The sequence below is a fragment of the Paenibacillus melissococcoides genome (assembly GCA_944800085.1).
In the GTDB taxonomy this organism is placed as follows: domain Bacteria; phylum Bacillota; class Bacilli; order Paenibacillales; family Paenibacillaceae; genus Paenibacillus_B; species Paenibacillus_B melissococcoides.
Genome location: CALYLO010000003.1, coordinates 540,293 through 555,435 on the forward strand (window position 1 = coordinate 540,293; position 15,143 = coordinate 555,435).

Genomic DNA, 15,143 nt, shown 5'->3' on the forward strand with positions numbered 1-15,143 from the left:
CTTCAGATACGGCCGTGCAGACGATGGAATCAACGACGCCGATACTGCCTTTGCTGACGGACGCGATAGCCCCCGGCATTGCGCTGTTGGTGTACTTCTATCTGAAGGACCGCTATGATTATGAACCGATTCATATGGTCGTGCGCGTGTTCCTGCTCGGATTTTTGATTGTCTTCCCGATTATGATTGTGCAGCATGGGCTCGTGCTGTGGTGGGGGGACAACCCGCTCGTCTCCTCCTTCACCATTTCGGCCGGGGTGGAAGAGGCGGTTAAATGGTTCGTGCTTTATCATATGATCTATAATCATGTTGAGTTCGACGAGCATTACGACGGAATTTTATATGCCGTCGCCGTGTCTCTCGGCTTTGCCACCATCGAGAACGTTTTGTATGCCTGGATTAATCATTCTTCCTTCTCGCATTTGATACTGCGGGCGCTGCTCCCGGTATCGGGGCACGCGATGTTCGGCGTGATGATGGGATACTATATGGGCAAAGCGAAGTTCACCAAGGACAATGGCGGACGGACCAGGCGTTACCTGGCCTATTCCCTGCTGTTCCCTATTTTCTGGCATGGCATTTATGATCTGATATTGTTGACGGTGACACGTTACTGGATATGGTTTGTCGTACCGCTGATGATTTTTCTGTGGTATTACGGCATGGGCAAGGTGCGCCGGGCGAATGCCCGCTCGCCTCTCCACCTCGTGAAGCGGGAGGAAGAGATTAATATGTGAACCGGCAGGCAATACTGGCACATAGTAATGTTCCCAGATGGAGGAGTGAGCGTGTGCGGGTAAAAGTAACCATTCGGTGCAACCGGTGCGGCGAGAAGTTCGTGCTGCGCGGCAAGAGGGAAAAAGGCCGCGTCGAAACCGGCTTCAAGCAATGCCTGTGCGACAACCGCGATAATTTTGAAGTCGAAGAAGAACCGATTTGAGCTGGCAAACTGTCAGCATGAAGAGCGTAACATAGGAAACGATGCATAAACCTTCCGCTGTTCCAGCAAACTATGGACAAATCCATGTACAAGTTGCTGTGAAGGGAGACGTTTGTACCATGTATAAACGATTTAGTGCCGTTATGTTTCCGATCGTTACGCTCTTTTTCATTGGAGCGATCGTGTGGGGCTATCAAGAGCATCAAGAGAAAAATTCAATATTGATCAAAGCGGAAAACCAATATCAACGGGCATTCCATGATTTGACGTACCATGTGGACAGGCTGCACAGCGAGTTGGGACGCACGCTCGCGGTCAACTCGCAATCGCAGGCCATGCACCGCAAAGGGCTCGCCAATGTATGGCGCATTACGAGCCAAGCGCAGAATGAGATTAACCAGCTTCCGTTGACACTGCTGCCGTTCAACAAGACGGAGGATTTTCTGTCCCGCATCTCCAATTTCGCTTACCGCACCTCGATTCGCGATCTGACCAAAAAGCCGCTGTCGGATGACGAAGTGAAAACACTGAAGACGCTGTATAAGAACGCGGGCGATATTTCAAAAGATTTGCAGAAGGTTCAGCATAAAGTCATCGCCAACAATTTACGCTGGATGGATGTCGAGACCGCAATGGCCTCAGAGCAACAAACGGCGGACAACACGATTATCGATGGCTTCAAGACGGTTGACAAAAAAGTCGGCGACTATCCGGAGTTGAATTGGGGACCTACCATCGCCAATATCTATACGAAGCGTTCCGTCAAGATGCTGAAGGGGCAGCCGTTAAGCGTACAGGAAATCCGCCAGAAGGCGGAACAATTTTTGGGCAACAAAAATTACAATAAAATCGAAGTCAGAGAGAACGGCAAAGGAACGGAGTATGAATCCTGCACGGCGTTTGCCGACTACGGCAATGACGGGAAGGGAACCGTAACGCTGGATTTTACGAAGCAGGGCATGCTGATGGCGTATATGGACGCGCGCGAGATTAAGGAAAAGCGAATTTCGATGAAGCAGGCCGCCCAATCCGCCAAGGAGTTTTTGAAGAATAACGGCTATCCCGACATGGAGGCCGTCAAATACAATGGACGAAACCGCGTCGGCAGCTTCACCTTCGTGCCGGTCGTGAACGGAGTCTATGTCTATCCGCAGCAAGTCGGCGTGCGCGTCGCGCTTGATAACGGGGAAGTGACCGGGGTCCAGGCTACGGATTATGTATATGAGCACAAGGACCGGAACATCGGCAAGCCGAAGCTCACGAAGCAGGAAGCCCAGAAGATGCTGCATCCGGAAATGGAGGTTCTGTTCGATCGGCTGTCCCTGATCAAGAATGATGAAGGGGAAGAAGTGCTGTGCTATGAATTCGGCGGCAAAATTAACGGCACAACGTACCGCATCTATATTAACGCCGAAAATGGCGAAGAAGAGCATATTGAAGAAATGACTGCCGTGCAAGAATAACATTTGCGCCGCAGAAGCGCCGGAGGGCGTCTATCCTGGAGACGGGAGGATGCTTTCCGGCGCTTTGTGCTGTTGGACCCCGGCATCCCGTGGTATAATTGCCCACAGGGGGGAGCTTATGTTACCTAAAGTCAATGATATGTTATATATGCAGCTGGAGCGTTCTCCGGAGGAGGCGACCTATAAAGCAAGGGTGACCGAGTTGGACGACGAGCGAATCTGGATGGAGGTTCCGCTCTGCGAAGAGACCGGGAAATTCGGATTGTTCGCCATCGGGGAAGAGTTGAATGTCTTCGCTCACGGCCGCGCCGAAATGGGGCCTTCGCGAAGGACAGCTGCTGCAATGCTGGCTTGCGGTTCCGTTCCGCAACGGAACGATCGAGCACATTCCGTTCACCGGGCAAATCGTCCGGGTTCGACCGCTTCACGAGGAGCGGAATCTGATCATGATGAAATTCGGGCAGATTGCCGAATTGGACCAGCAGAAGCTGATCCGGTTCTGCTTCGAACGCAAAATTGAGGCAAGGAAACGAACTTGTCTCCGGACGTATCTTACATACGGATAAGACCGGAACACCGGTCTTGTCGCTCGCTGTGAATCGATAGCGCATAATTTCCTGGAAGGAAAGCCATAATATTCCTCAAAAACAGGAGGATGTGGGAGCCGGTGCGCGATCGGGAAGCGGCAATTATGGATTGGTGGGAATGGATTTTCAGGTGGATGGTCCGCATTGGGCTGGCCTTCGCCGCGGCGCTGCTAGCGGTGCAGCTGCTGCTTATGCACGGCGGGATAAGAAGCTTGCTCTGCAAGGTGGAGAGGCTGGAAGGCGTGCCGTATCCGCCCTCCGGGGCGCCGGAGGAGCCGTGAAGCCGGCTCGGGGAACGGGAGCTTCCTCTGATTGCCTGTTTTGCATCCCCACATGAAGTGTGGTATAATTTTGACGTCGCAGGCAACGCCTGCTTTTTTAGTGATATCTCTATATACGGTGATTGTTCCAGGAAGGAGTCAGACTCGTTGACAGTACAGTCCAACGCTCCTGCGCTTCGTTTGAATATCGCTATCGACGGGCCTGCAGGAGCCGGGAAGAGCACAGTGGCCCGCCTCGTCGCCCGCGAATTGGGTTATACGTATATCGATACCGGTGCGATGTACCGGGCGGTAGCGTTACATATGTTACGATTGGGAATTGATCCTGAGGATGAGGATGCCATTCAAGAAGCGATGAAGGATGTCGCGGTTGAACTGATTCCGCTTGATTCCAGGCAAGCCGTTCTGTTGAACGGAACCGACGTCACGGACGAGATCCGGACGCCGGAGATTAGCCGGCTCGCTTCCTCGTATGCCCGGTCATCCGCCGTTAGGGAGAGGCTTGTCCACCTCCAGCGCGGCATGGCTGCCCGCAAGGGAGTCGTCATGGATGGCCGCGATATTGGCACGCATGTTCTTCCCGATGCCGAACAGAAATGGTTCGTGACCGCTTCCGTCGAAGAGCGCGCGCGCCGGCGCTACGCTGAATTGAGCGGCGTCGAAGGCGCGACCGTAGAGCAGTTCATGCGGGAGATTGCGGCTCGCGACAAGCAGGACGAGACGAGGGAGGTATCTCCGCTGCGTCAGGCGGAAGACGCCGTTCTGCTTGATACGACGCGCATGACGATTGATGAGGTCGTTCGCGTCATCGTGGATCAGGCCAAATTATTATGCAGAGATGGGGAACGGTAATCAATTATGTTTTATACGACGATAAGGGCGCTGCTTCGCCTGATTTACCGGCTTCTTTTCCGGTTGGAGGCATCCGGGACAGAGCATGTGCCGAAGGATGGCGGCGTTGTCCTCTGCTCTAACCATATCAGCCTGCTGGACCCTCCCGCGATAGGAATATTGCTGAAGCGGCGCATCCGCTTCATGGCGAAGGCCGAGCTGTTCAATATACCTTTGTTTGGAGCGGCCATCAAGGCGCTGGGCGCATTTCCCGTCAAGCGGGGCGGCGTCGGCAAAGAAACTATCCGCACGGCGTTTCAATTGCTTCAGGACGGGGATATTATGGGTATATTCCCTGAAGGGACCCGCAATACCGACCAAGCGGCCGCAGCGAAGAAGGGAGCGGCAATGATTGCGCTCCGCAGCGGCGCGGCTGTCGTTCCGGTGGCGATTATCGGCAGCTACCGGCTGTTCCGCAAGACCCGGGTCGTCTATGGTCCGCCCATCGAGATGTCGGATCTGCTGGAGCAGAAGGGAAGCGACGTTCTGGAGAAGGCAACCGACCGCATCATGGATCATATTAACCGGCTTAAACGGGAAGGTTGACGATTCGGAAGATTGGCGTGCATGATTTTCCGCTAACGTCAGATACTACAGGTATTATTTACAGGTTATATTCGAGATTGTTACGACATCCCGATGCGGAGCGGCCATTCGAACGGCCGGGCCGCGGACGGATTCGCATATTAAGGCATCGCGTGAGCGGTGCTGCAGAAGGGCGCGGAAGAGTCCTTGCGAAGCCGGCCTCTAAGGCGGGGTTCAATAAATGGGGTTTCAATTGAGGAGGTAGTTCACATGTCTGAAGAAACAAAAGTCAACGAAACAGCCGAAACGGCAAACCAGGAAGTGATGGAAAACATCGTGTCCGTCAAAAAAGGGGATACCGTCAAAGGCACGATTGTTAAAATCGACGACAACCAAGCGGTCGTTAGCATTGGATATAAATATGACGGTGTCATTCCCGTCCGCGAATTGTCATCCGTATCCGTAGACAATATTGCGGATGTTGTCCAAGTAGGGCAAGAAGTCGAATGCAAGGTTGTCAGCATCGATGATGACAAGGAGCGCATGGTTCTGTCCAAGCGGCAAGTAGACAGCGAGAATGCATGGGATGTCATGCAGCAGCATTTCGACAACAACGAAGTATTTGAAGTTACGGTTGTTGATGTCGTCAAGGGCGGCGTCGTAGCCGATGTCGGTGTCCGCGCATTTATTCCTGCATCCATGGTAGAACGTCACTTCGTGGAAGACTTCAGCGATTACAAAGGCCGCACGCTGCGCGTAAAGGTCAAGGAAATCGATCGCGAGAACAACAAGCTCATTCTGTCGCAAAAAGAAGTGCTTGACGAAGAGTTCGAAGCGAACAAGAAGCGCGTCATGGAAAGCCTGAGCGAAGGTCAAGAGCTGGAAGGCACCGTACAGCGCTTGACTCAATTCGGCGCATTCGTTGACGTTGGCGGCGTGGACGGTCTTGTTCACGTGTCCGAGATGGCTTGGCATCATGTCGACAAGCCGTCGGATCTCGTTCAGGAAGGACAGAAAGTCAACGTTAAAGTATTGAAAGTCGATCCGGCGAACGGCAAAATCAGCCTGAGCATGAAAGCGACTCAACCAGGACCTTGGGAGCAAGCTGCCGACAAGATCAAGACTGGCGATATCCTGACTGGCGAAGTGAAGCGCCTCGTCGACTTCGGCGCCTTCGTTGAAGTGGCTCCTGGGGTGGAAGGATTGGTTCACATTTCCCAAATCGCGCATCGCCACATCGCGACGCCATCCGAGGTGCTGAAGCAAGGGCAGACCGTTCAAGTTAAGGTGCTTGACTTCAATCCGGCCGAGAAGCGTGTCAGCCTGAGCATCAAGGAGACGGAAGAAGCGCCGGCTCCTGCGCCAAAAGCCGAGAAGAAAGTCATGAAGGAAGAGTTGAACAACAACCCGAACGTGTCCTTGAATAATCAAGGAATGAGCGTCACTTTGGGCGAGCGCTTCGGCGATATGCTCAACAAATTCAAAAAATAATCGAATCAACGTCCTTCGGCGGGTTCCCCAGGAGCCCGCCGTTTATTTTTGCAGATTCCTTCAAATAATAAGCAAAAAAGGAATCGGAGTTGAAGCGATTGTTGCCGGGGATGCTGTCATTCATTTTGTGGCTGTGCTGTGCCATATTGATGGCGACGGGATGGAGGGATGTGCTGCTGCGCGGAGCGCCCCGAATGATTCTGCTCCTCGTCGGCCTGTTCTGGCTATTCTTTCACGATGCCGGCTTCGGGCTGCTCCCGGAAGGACGCGGGATTCAGCCGGTATGGCTGCTGTGGTGCATGATCGCGGGATGTCTGGCCGGCATGCAGGCGCAGGCCTCCGGCTGGATCATGTTCGTCCTGGCCGGGCGCATCGTGTTGATCGGCGCGGTCTGGCTGTGGACGGCGCTGCTGTCCCAGTCAGCGGTCTGGACGCTCCCGCTTCTCCCGGCGCACGGCGCCGCCTATCTGATGATCATCGCGATTGTGCTGCTGTGCTCGCGGGACTGGACGCATCAGTGGATTATGGTGACGCTGGGGCTTACGGCGGGGGAGTGGCTGATCCAATTGAAGCTGTCCTCTCCCTCGGAATTCGGCGGCGCGGCTGTGCAGGATGCGTGGTGGCTCGTGTTCGTGACCGTCCGGCTGCTGTCCGCCGTCATTGAATGGTCCCGGCACAAATGGTGGCAGACGCGCTTGCAATGAGCAGGCCGCGCATGGTCAGTGCCGGATAAAGGCGAGCTACAAATTAGTCAGGTCTCCTGCAAATTGGTTAGCCAAGGTGCTGATTTTTTGATATGATGAACTACGTGTAGATGTTGCATTAGAGATGAGGAGTGAACTGCATGGCAAAACCCGTTGTTGCCATTGTCGGGCGGCCGAATGTCGGCAAGTCCACCATTTTTAACCGAGTCATCGGCGACCGTTTGGCCATAGTGGAGGACAAGCCTGGCGTGACACGCGACCGTATTTACGGAACGGGCGAATGGAACGGCAAGCCGTTCAGCATTATTGACACGGGCGGAATCGAAGTGTACGGCGAAGACGAGATGCTCCGCTCTATCCGTGTGCAGGCCGAGCTGGCCATTGAAGAAGCGGTTGTCATTGTTTTCATGTGTGAAGCGAAGAGCGGCGTAACCCAGGCGGACGAGGAAGTGGCTGAGATTCTGTTCCGGTCCGGGAAGCCGGTAGTTCTTGCGATTAACAAAGTAGACAACTTGCAACGCATGGACGATGTTTATGAATTTTACAGTCTAGGCTTCGGCGATCCGGTGCCCATCTCCGGTTCGCACGGCACGGGACTTGGCGATTTGTTGGATGAAGTGGTCTACCGCTTCCCTGAGACGACCGAGGAAGAGTACGATGAAGATGTCATCCGGGTCGCCCTGATCGGCAGACCGAACGTAGGCAAGTCATCGCTCGTCAATGCCATCTTGGGCGAGGATCGCGTCATTGTGAGCGATATTGCCGGCACGACGCGCGACGCGATCGATACTCCGTTCGAGAAGGACGGCCAGCGGTTCGTCTTGATCGATACGGCCGGAATGCGCAAGCGCGGCAAGGTATACGAGACGACCGAGAAGTACAGCGTCATGCGCTCCATGAAAGCGATCGAGCGGGCCGATGTCGTCCTTATCGTCATCAACGGCGAAGAGGGCATAATCGAGCAAGACAAGCATATTGCAGGCTATGCCCATGAGGCCGGCAAGGCGGCGCTGTTTGTCGTCAACAAATGGGATGTCGTCGAGAAGAACGATCGCACGATGCATGAATTCGAGACGAAGATTCGCGATCATTTCCTGTTCATGCCTTATGCGCCCATCGTCTTCCTGTCCGCGAAGACGAAGCAGCGGCTTCATAAGCTGCTGCCGGTTATCGAGCATGTCGCAGAGCAGCATGCGAAGCGCATACCGACCCATCTGCTCAACGATGTGATAAGCGATGCAGTCGCTTACAATCCTCCGCCAACGGATAAAGGCAGACGGCTGCGCATTAATTATGCGACGCAGGTCGCGGTGAAGCCGCCGACGATTGTCATCTTCGTGAACGACCCGGAACTGATGCATTTCTCCTACGAGCGCTATTTGGAGAACCGGATCCGGACGTCGTTCGATTTCGAGGGCACGCCGATACGGCTGTTCACCCGCCGCAAATCCGATGAAGGTTAGGGGAGAACTGAGTTGGTCTATTCAATGATTGCCATCGCAGCAAGTTATTTAATCGGTTCAATCAGCTTCAGTCTGCTGCTCGCCAAATGGCTGCGCGGAATCGATATCCGCCAGCATGGGAGCGGCAATGCCGGCGCGACCAATACACTGCGCGTGCTGGGCAAGGGACCGGCCATCAGCGTGCTGCTGCTGGATGCGCTCAAAGGGATTATTGCCGTGCTGCTTGGATGGTGGCTGGGCGATAATGCCTGGGTGATGGTCGGTTGCGGCATCGCGGCGATCACCGGCCATAATTGGCCGGTGTACTTCCGTTTTCGCGGCGGCAAAGGGATCGCGACGACGATTGGCGTGCTGGCGATGCTTGCATTTTGGCCCGCCTTCACGGCAGGCGTGCTGGCCATCGCCTCGATAGTCTGGAAGCGGTATGTGTCCCTCGGCTCGCTTATTTTTACGCTGCTGACACCGGTCTTTATTTTGATTTATCGTTATGATTGGCCGATTTTTTGGGGCAGCCTGCTGATTTGCGCGTTCGCCTTTTATCGTCACCGAAGCAATATCATGAAGCTGTGGCGGGGCACGGAGAACCGCCTCGGCTCGAAGAAAGGAGAGGTGCCGCGTGTCCGCTAAAGTTGCCGTGCTCGTCGCCGGAAGCTGGGGGACGGCACTCAGTGAGGTGCTTGCGCAAAATGGGCATGACGTTTATTTATGGACACGCCATTGCGACCAAGCGGAAGAGATTAATGAGAAGCATCGCAACGGAAAATATTTGCCGGACGTCGTGCTTCACCCCGGCTTGAAGGCGACATGCAGCATGCAGGAAGCGATGGAGGGGGCCTCGGCATGCGTTGTCGTGGCGCCTTCTTCTGCCATGCGTCAAGTAGCGGGTCGAATGAAGCCGTATATTACGGATGAGATGATTATCGTCCATGCGACCAAAGGCTTCGAGACCGAATCGCTCGCCCGCATGTCGGAAGTATTGGCTGCGGAGCTCGAATGCGGCTTGGAGCGAATCGCGGTTCTGTCGGGGCCGAGTCATGCGGAGGAGGTAGTCCTGAAGTGCCCGACGACAGTCGTCGTCGCTTCCGCCGGATTGGAGACGGCCGAGCAGGCCCAGGATCTGTTCATGAATGACACCTTCTTCCGGGTCTATACGAATCCCGATGTGCTTGGCGTCGAATTGGCCGGATCGTTGAAAAATATAATCGCGCTTGGCGCGGGACTGTCCGATGGGCTCGGCTTCGGCGATAACGCCAAAGCGGCCTTGCTGACGCGCGGATTGGCGGAGATAGCGCGGCTCGGAACGAAGATGGGAGCCAATGCGCTCACGTTTGCGGGCCTGGCCGGCGTCGGCGACCTTGTCGTCACTTGCACAAGCCAGCACAGCCGCAATTGGCGCGCCGGCTCGATGATCGGGCAAGGCATGGCTGTAGACGAGGTCTTGTCCCGGATGGGGATGGTCGTCGAAGGCATTCGCACGACGAAGGCCGCTTACCGTCTCTCCGAGCAATACGAGGTGCAGATGCCGATTACCGAGCAACTGTACCGCGTCCTGTTCGAAGGCAGGGAAGCGAAGACGGCCGTAGAATATTTGATGGGCCGCGTCCGCAAGCATGAGATCGAAGAAGTGGCAGTCTGGTCCTGATCGTTCAAGGCAGAGTGCGGAAATCCGGCCTTATCTCTCACCTCTCATGGAGTCTGTTCATACATTGTAGGTAAACAGACTTGAGGAGGGAATATATGTCGAACAACAAATTCCCGAAGGAAGCCTTGAACAAGATCAACAAAAAAGCCGGCAAAAACATAACCGAAAACCAAATCAAAAAGCTTGCCGGATCGGTTAAGCCTTCCACGCTTCAGAGCGAGGCCCAACTGCGCCAGCTCATCAAGCAGGTCGCTTCGGTCGCAAAGCTTCCCGTGACGGAATCTACGATGAATGACATTGTCAGCGCCGTGAAGAAGAGCGGCATGAATCCGAACAACATGGAAGCGTTGATGAAAATGATGATGAAGAAGTAACGGTTACCGTCCCCAACCGGCCGGCAGCGTGAGCGGATGCTTGCGCTGCTTTATTTTTGCCATCAGCTCGGACAAGCTTCGGCTTGCGAAGAAGAATCATCCACTCTCGTTTTCTTCTGCGGATACGAATGGTATAATGGGAGCAGTTTGTTAGGAATGGGAGAATCAGAGACTATGGATGGTATGACGAAGATGTGGGTATCGTTTATAGGAATCGGCCTGATGGCTTTTTCCGCCTTTTTAATCATGTTCGCCCGGACGAAAACCAAGGGTTGGGTCAAAGGCATTCTATCGTTAGTCGCATTCATTATGTTGTTGGCCGGCATGCTGTACGGCCTGATTTCCATTATGTAATCACAATACGCATACTCAGGAGGAACAACGGGTTATGGCAGACATTAAGGTACGGGGACGCGAACGGGAGGCTGCCGTGACGGTGCCGGCCGGAACGACGCTGCTTGAAGCCGCAATCCAGGCCAAGGTGGACTGGTCTTATTCCTGCACGCGGGGGACCTGCGGCCGCTGCCGTTGTCAGATTGTCTCCGGCTATGACAACCTGGGCGATGTCACCGATGCGGAATGGACCCGGATGGAGGAGGAAGAATTCCATCAAGGCTACCGGCTCGCCTGTCAGACGACGGTGGTGAAGGATGGCCAGGTAGAAGCGATACATAAGCCGTATTTTGGATGACGCCGCTGCGTCGATTGGCGCTGTCCGCCATTACGGGCGGCTCATCATTTGCGCGCGTTGTGACGGGCTTCATGCCTTCCCTGCGCGTCGAGATTCACAGAAGAAATGGAGCGCGCCGCATGAACGAACATTCATTGTCTCATTCGCTAGAGAAGAGTATCGGCCTTTTGACGGAGGCCTGCCCGCCGGGAACGCTGCCTTGGATGCTGGGCGGAAGCTGCGGCTTGGTTCTGCAAGGCGTGGACATCGACCGCGAGCCGCGCGACATTGACCTGTACGCCGATGAAGCGGAGGCGAATTCCCTGCACCGCGCCTGGGGCGACTGGTCGACGGATGAGCCGGTATGGAGCATCACCGACCGTTACCGTTCGCTGTTAAGCCATTATCGTTGTGAACGGATAACGGCCGAGTTGGTCGGAAGCTTCACGATCACGACGCCGGAATGCCGCTATGAGACGGTGATTGTCGACGGGTTATGGCCCGTCGGGCCGGAGCATGCGCTCGGCAGCCACATCATACGGCTGATGCCGCTGGCGCATGAGCTGGTCTTCAACCTGCTGCGCGAGCGGGAGGATCGCACGGAGGCCATCGTGCGCGTCATGAAGCGGGAGCCGGACATGCATGTCGAGGCGATGCGGGCCGTATGGAACCGCTGCCGGGCCAGTTCGCGCTTCGCGGAGCGGCTGTGCGCGCTCTGCCCGCAAGTGATGGCGGGCATCATCCCGAACCGGACCGTTCATGCATCGGAGGAAGATTAGAAATGGTTGTTCAAAAGCGGACTTTTTGAACAACCTCTAGAAGGAGGAGCGCTGTGGGAACGCGCGTGACATTCATGCCGGCCGGGAAAACGATTGATGTCGTCCGTCCGACGACGATACTGGCGGCCGCCCGTCAGGCCGGCGTTGCCGTGCGCACGCGCTGCGGCGGCAAAGCGGGCTGCCTCCTGTGCAAGGTGAATGTGTCCGGCGATGCGCATGCCGTCACGGCCCCGACGCCGCCTGAGGTGCGGAAGATGGGGATGGAGGAGTCGCTGGGCTCTCGCCTGGCGTGCCAGGTCCGGCTGAGCGGCAGAACGGGAAGGGTCACGGTCGAGGTGCCGGAAGATCCGTTGAAAGCGCTCGTCCGCCGCAAGCTGGAGGAACAGCGGGGCGAGGACACATTGTGGTAGCAGGCTTCAAAATAAATGTTCAATAAGGCCGGTTTTCAGCACCGGGAAGGTTGTCAGAACTCGAAGCATATGCTTTCGAGGCGAGTTTTGCTTGTCAAAACTTGTAAGGAGCAGCGGAGTATAGGTCAGACTACATGAGCAGCTATAATGTTTCCGCAGGAAACATACTTCGAAAGCATACGCTTTTCAAGAGTGAATGCAAGATTCGATGCCGAGTTACTTCCTGAATTACTTCGTGATCAAAAGCGGACTAATAGAAACAGGCTGGAGGGAAAGAGAGTGAACCGACAACGAGGAGCCGGCATCGTCGCTGTAACCGCTCTATTGCTGGCGCTGCTGCAAGGATGCATGTATCCGCAGGAACTGCGGAAGGAGAATCAGCAGTCCGCCCGCGAAGGCGTGCTGGTCGTTCAGAGCGCGGTGGATGACTATTTGAAGGATACCGGACTGCTCCCGATACAGAACAGCGAAGCGGATGTTCCCCGGTATGAGAAGTTCCGCGTTGACTTCGAGGCGCTGAAGCACAGCGGCAAGCTGAGCGCCGCGCCGGCCAGCGCGTTCGAGGCGGGCGGCGCCGGAGCCTATCTTATCATCGACGAAGAGACGGAGCCGAAGGTCCGCATCATGGATTTGGCGGTGGCGCAATATGTGAATGATGCCGCCCGTGCCGTCGATTCCTACAAGCGCAAGCAGGGACGCCTGCCTGCGAAGGAAGAGGCCTACCCCGGCTTCTACCGCATTGATGAAGCCGCCGCCGGTCTCAAGCCGTCGAACGTCAGAAATCCGTTCAGCGGAGAACCGTTGCCGCTGATGATGGATGAACAGGGACGCGTCTATGCCGATTACGCGATGGAGCTGATGCAGGCCATCGAGGGGGGAGACAAGCCGCCCGCCGAGGATGGAGCCGACTTGCGCCCGCTGCTGACCGAGAAATCATTCTATGTCCCGGTCAAATCCGTCCCGTACATATGGAAGGATGGGGCTCCGTGGCCGCAAGCGGAACCCGAGCAGTAATCAACGCGCCGGCAGGCGCGAGACCAAAAAGCAAGACCGTATGGAAATTTTCCGTACGGTCTTGTTTGCGTTGTCATACTTTTCTATGACTTTCATATAACTGATTTGGAAGGCGTGAGTGCGCCCGGCGAAGAAAAATGTTGTTATCAGGGGGCATATTTGCGATAGGCGCGAAATAAGATGGTACTAGTCCAAAAACATGTACGAGTTGCGTCGCAATGCCCTTGTACAACGTGAAGTCTCGGCGGAGAACACTGGCGACAACGGCAACAGCTCAATCCTAGCAACGGTGCCAATCGTTTCAGAAGGACGAGAGGCGGACGAAAGCCTCTTGTCCGTCGGAACATTTTGAGGAGGGGATATCATTGGAAAAAGTGGACATCTTTAAGGACATTGCCGAGCGTACCGGCGGGGATATTTACCTCGGGGTCGTCGGTGCGGTCCGCACGGGGAAATCGACTTTTATCAAACGCTTCATGGAGACGGTCGTTCTTCCAAATATTACAAATGAATCCGACCGCATTCGCGCCGTCGACGAACTGCCGCAGAGCGCTGCGGGCAAGACGATTATGACGACGGAGCCAAAGTTCGTGCCGAACAATGCGGTTCAGATTAAGGTGGCGGAAGGACTGGAAGTGAACGTCCGCCTGGTGGATTGCGTCGGTTACGCCGTGGAAGGCGCAAAAGGCTATGAAGACGAGAACGGGCCGAGGATGATCAATACGCCTTGGTTCGAGGATCCGATCCCGTTCCAGGAAGCGGCGGAGATCGGCACGCGGAAGGTCATTCAGGAGCATTCCACCCTCGGCGTCGTCGTCACGACCGACGGCTCGATTGCCGAGATTCCGCGTTATTCGTATGTCGATTCCGAAGAACGGGTCATCAACGAGCTGAAGGAAGTCGGGAAGCCGTTCGTGCTCGTCATCAACTCGACGCGTCCGAAGAGTGAAGAAACCATAGCGCTGCGCAACGAATTGCAGGAGAAATACGACATTCCGGTGATGGCTCTCAGCGTCGCGACGATGAGCGAAGATGACGTGATGGGCGTGCTGCGGGAAGTGCTGTACGAATTCCCGGTTCATGAAGTCAATGTCAATCTGCCGAGCTGGGTCATGGTGCTCCATGACAACCATTGGCTGCGCACCAGCTATGAGAGCTCGGTTCGCGATACCGTCAAGGATATCCGCCGTCTGCGCGATGTCGACCGCGTCGTGCAGCAATTCATGGACTATGAGTTCATCGCCCGCGCCGGACTTAGCGGGATGGATATGGGGCAAGGCGTTGCCGAAATCGACTTGTACGCGCCGGATGAGCTGTATGATCAGATTTTGATGGAGGTCGTCGGCGTTGAGATACGGGGCAAGGATCATTTGCTCCAACTGATGCAGGAATTCTCTCATGCGAAGCGGGAATATGACCGGTTCGCCGATGCGCTGGAGATGGTGAAGACGACGGGGTACGGCATCGCGGCTCCGACCTTAACCGAGATGGCTCTTGACGAGCCGGAGCTTATCCGCCAAGGATCGCGCTTCGGGGTGCGGTTGAAGGCGACGGCCCCGTCCATTCATATGATCCGGGTCGATGTGGAATCCGAATTCGCGCCGATTATCGGCACGGAGAAGCAGAGCGAGGAATTGATGCGCTATCTGATGCAGGACTTCGAGAACGATCCGACGAAGATCTGGGAATCCGATATCTTTGGCCGTTCCCTCCACTCCATCGTCAGGGAAGGCATCCAGGGCAAGATCGCGATGATGCCGGACAATGCCCGCTACAAGCTGCAGGAGACGCTGGGCCGGATCATCAACGAAGGATCGGGCGGCCTGATAGCCATCATCCTGTGACGGAACATTCATACCGGATACGGAGTAGCTCAGGCGCTCCTTGTTCTCTCGGGAACAGGGGGCGG

Annotated in this window: 19 protein-coding genes; all 19 read left to right on the forward strand. The window is 55.4% G+C overall.

The window, feature by feature from the left end:
• Window positions 1-23 precede the first annotated feature (23 nt).
• The 19 genes from prsW to spoIVA all read left to right on the forward strand — a co-directional run bounded on the left by prsW (window position 24) and on the right by spoIVA (window position 15,078).
• Complete coding sequence (gene prsW / locus OCY70_RS14165; RefSeq protein ID WP_261944930.1) at window positions 24-737, forward strand: glutamic-type intramembrane protease PrsW; 714 nt, start codon at window positions 24-26, stop codon at window positions 735-737.
• Window positions 738-790: 53 nt separating this feature from the next.
• Entirely contained in the window at window positions 791-940 is a 150-nt protein-coding gene (locus OCY70_RS14170) for a hypothetical protein (protein WP_006285250.1), read from the forward strand.
• Window positions 941-1,059: 119 nt separating this feature from the next.
• A complete protein-coding gene (ypeB, locus tag OCY70_RS14175; protein WP_213426265.1) occupies window positions 1,060-2,403 on the forward strand; it encodes a germination protein YpeB in 1,344 nt (447 codons plus the stop codon).
• Between the two features lie 287 nt (window positions 2,404-2,690).
• The gene (locus OCY70_RS14180; RefSeq protein ID WP_249724460.1) at window positions 2,691-2,969 is read left to right on the forward strand and encodes a hypothetical protein; all 279 of its coding nucleotides are present in this window, start codon (window positions 2,691-2,693) and stop codon (window positions 2,967-2,969) included.
• An 89-nt stretch (window positions 2,970-3,058) separates the two neighbouring features.
• Window positions 3,059-3,271 carry a diadenosine tetraphosphatase gene (locus OCY70_RS14185; protein WP_249724463.1) on the forward strand — a complete coding sequence of 71 codons (213 nt, stop codon included), beginning with the start codon at window positions 3,059-3,061 and terminating at the stop codon, window positions 3,269-3,271.
• 147 nt (window positions 3,272-3,418) lie between these two features.
• Window positions 3,419-4,123, forward strand: a complete 705-nt coding sequence (gene cmk, locus OCY70_RS14190; protein ID WP_213426266.1) for a (d)CMP kinase — start codon at window positions 3,419-3,421, stop codon at window positions 4,121-4,123.
• 6 nt (window positions 4,124-4,129) lie between these two features.
• A complete protein-coding gene (locus tag OCY70_RS14195) occupies window positions 4,130-4,708 on the forward strand; it encodes a lysophospholipid acyltransferase family protein (RefSeq protein ID WP_213426267.1) in 579 nt (192 codons plus the stop codon).
• Between the two features lie 249 nt (window positions 4,709-4,957).
• Window positions 4,958-6,178, forward strand: coding sequence for a 30S ribosomal protein S1 (gene rpsA / locus OCY70_RS14200; RefSeq protein ID WP_006678906.1), 1,221 nt, complete (start codon window positions 4,958-4,960; stop codon window positions 6,176-6,178).
• An 89-nt stretch (window positions 6,179-6,267) separates the two neighbouring features.
• Complete coding sequence (locus OCY70_RS14205; RefSeq protein WP_249724466.1) at window positions 6,268-6,882, forward strand: permease; 615 nt, start codon at window positions 6,268-6,270, stop codon at window positions 6,880-6,882.
• 140 nt (window positions 6,883-7,022) lie between these two features.
• Window positions 7,023-8,345 carry a ribosome biogenesis GTPase Der gene (gene der / locus OCY70_RS14210; protein ID WP_213426268.1) on the forward strand — a complete coding sequence of 441 codons (1,323 nt, stop codon included), beginning with the start codon at window positions 7,023-7,025 and terminating at the stop codon, window positions 8,343-8,345.
• Between the two features lie 24 nt (window positions 8,346-8,369).
• A complete protein-coding gene (plsY, locus tag OCY70_RS14215) occupies window positions 8,370-8,972 on the forward strand; it encodes a glycerol-3-phosphate 1-O-acyltransferase PlsY (RefSeq protein WP_373871408.1) in 603 nt (200 codons plus the stop codon).
• Window positions 8,962-9,987, forward strand: a complete 1,026-nt coding sequence (locus tag OCY70_RS14220) for an NAD(P)H-dependent glycerol-3-phosphate dehydrogenase (protein ID WP_213426270.1) — start codon at window positions 8,962-8,964, stop codon at window positions 9,985-9,987. Before plsY ends, OCY70_RS14220 begins: the two co-directional genes overlap by 11 nt.
• A 95-nt stretch (window positions 9,988-10,082) precedes the next feature.
• Complete coding sequence (locus tag OCY70_RS14225; RefSeq protein WP_213426271.1) at window positions 10,083-10,361, forward strand: stage VI sporulation protein F; 279 nt, start codon at window positions 10,083-10,085, stop codon at window positions 10,359-10,361.
• Between the two features lie 174 nt (window positions 10,362-10,535).
• Window positions 10,536-10,715 (forward strand): DUF2768 family protein, encoded by a 180-nt coding sequence (locus tag OCY70_RS14230; protein ID WP_087441947.1) that lies wholly within the window; start codon window positions 10,536-10,538, stop codon window positions 10,713-10,715.
• A gap of 34 nt (window positions 10,716-10,749) precedes the next feature.
• A complete protein-coding gene (locus OCY70_RS14235; RefSeq protein WP_213426272.1) occupies window positions 10,750-11,052 on the forward strand; it encodes a 2Fe-2S iron-sulfur cluster-binding protein in 303 nt (100 codons plus the stop codon).
• On the forward strand, window positions 11,049-11,810 hold the full coding sequence (locus tag OCY70_RS14240; protein WP_213426273.1) for a hypothetical protein: 762 nt from the start codon (window positions 11,049-11,051) through the stop codon (window positions 11,808-11,810). The genes OCY70_RS14235 and OCY70_RS14240 overlap by 4 nt, the downstream gene beginning before the upstream one ends.
• Window positions 11,811-11,863: 53 nt before the next feature.
• Window positions 11,864-12,220, forward strand: a complete 357-nt coding sequence (locus tag OCY70_RS14245) for a 2Fe-2S iron-sulfur cluster-binding protein (RefSeq protein ID WP_213426274.1) — start codon at window positions 11,864-11,866, stop codon at window positions 12,218-12,220.
• Window positions 12,221-12,499: 279 nt separating this feature from the next.
• Window positions 12,500-13,234 carry a hypothetical protein gene (locus OCY70_RS14250; RefSeq protein ID WP_261944909.1) on the forward strand — a complete coding sequence of 245 codons (735 nt, stop codon included), beginning with the start codon at window positions 12,500-12,502 and terminating at the stop codon, window positions 13,232-13,234.
• A 365-nt stretch (window positions 13,235-13,599) separates the two neighbouring features.
• On the forward strand, window positions 13,600-15,078 hold the full coding sequence (gene spoIVA / locus OCY70_RS14255) for a stage IV sporulation protein A (RefSeq protein WP_213426276.1): 1,479 nt from the start codon (window positions 13,600-13,602) through the stop codon (window positions 15,076-15,078).
• Window positions 15,079-15,143 lie beyond the last annotated feature (65 nt).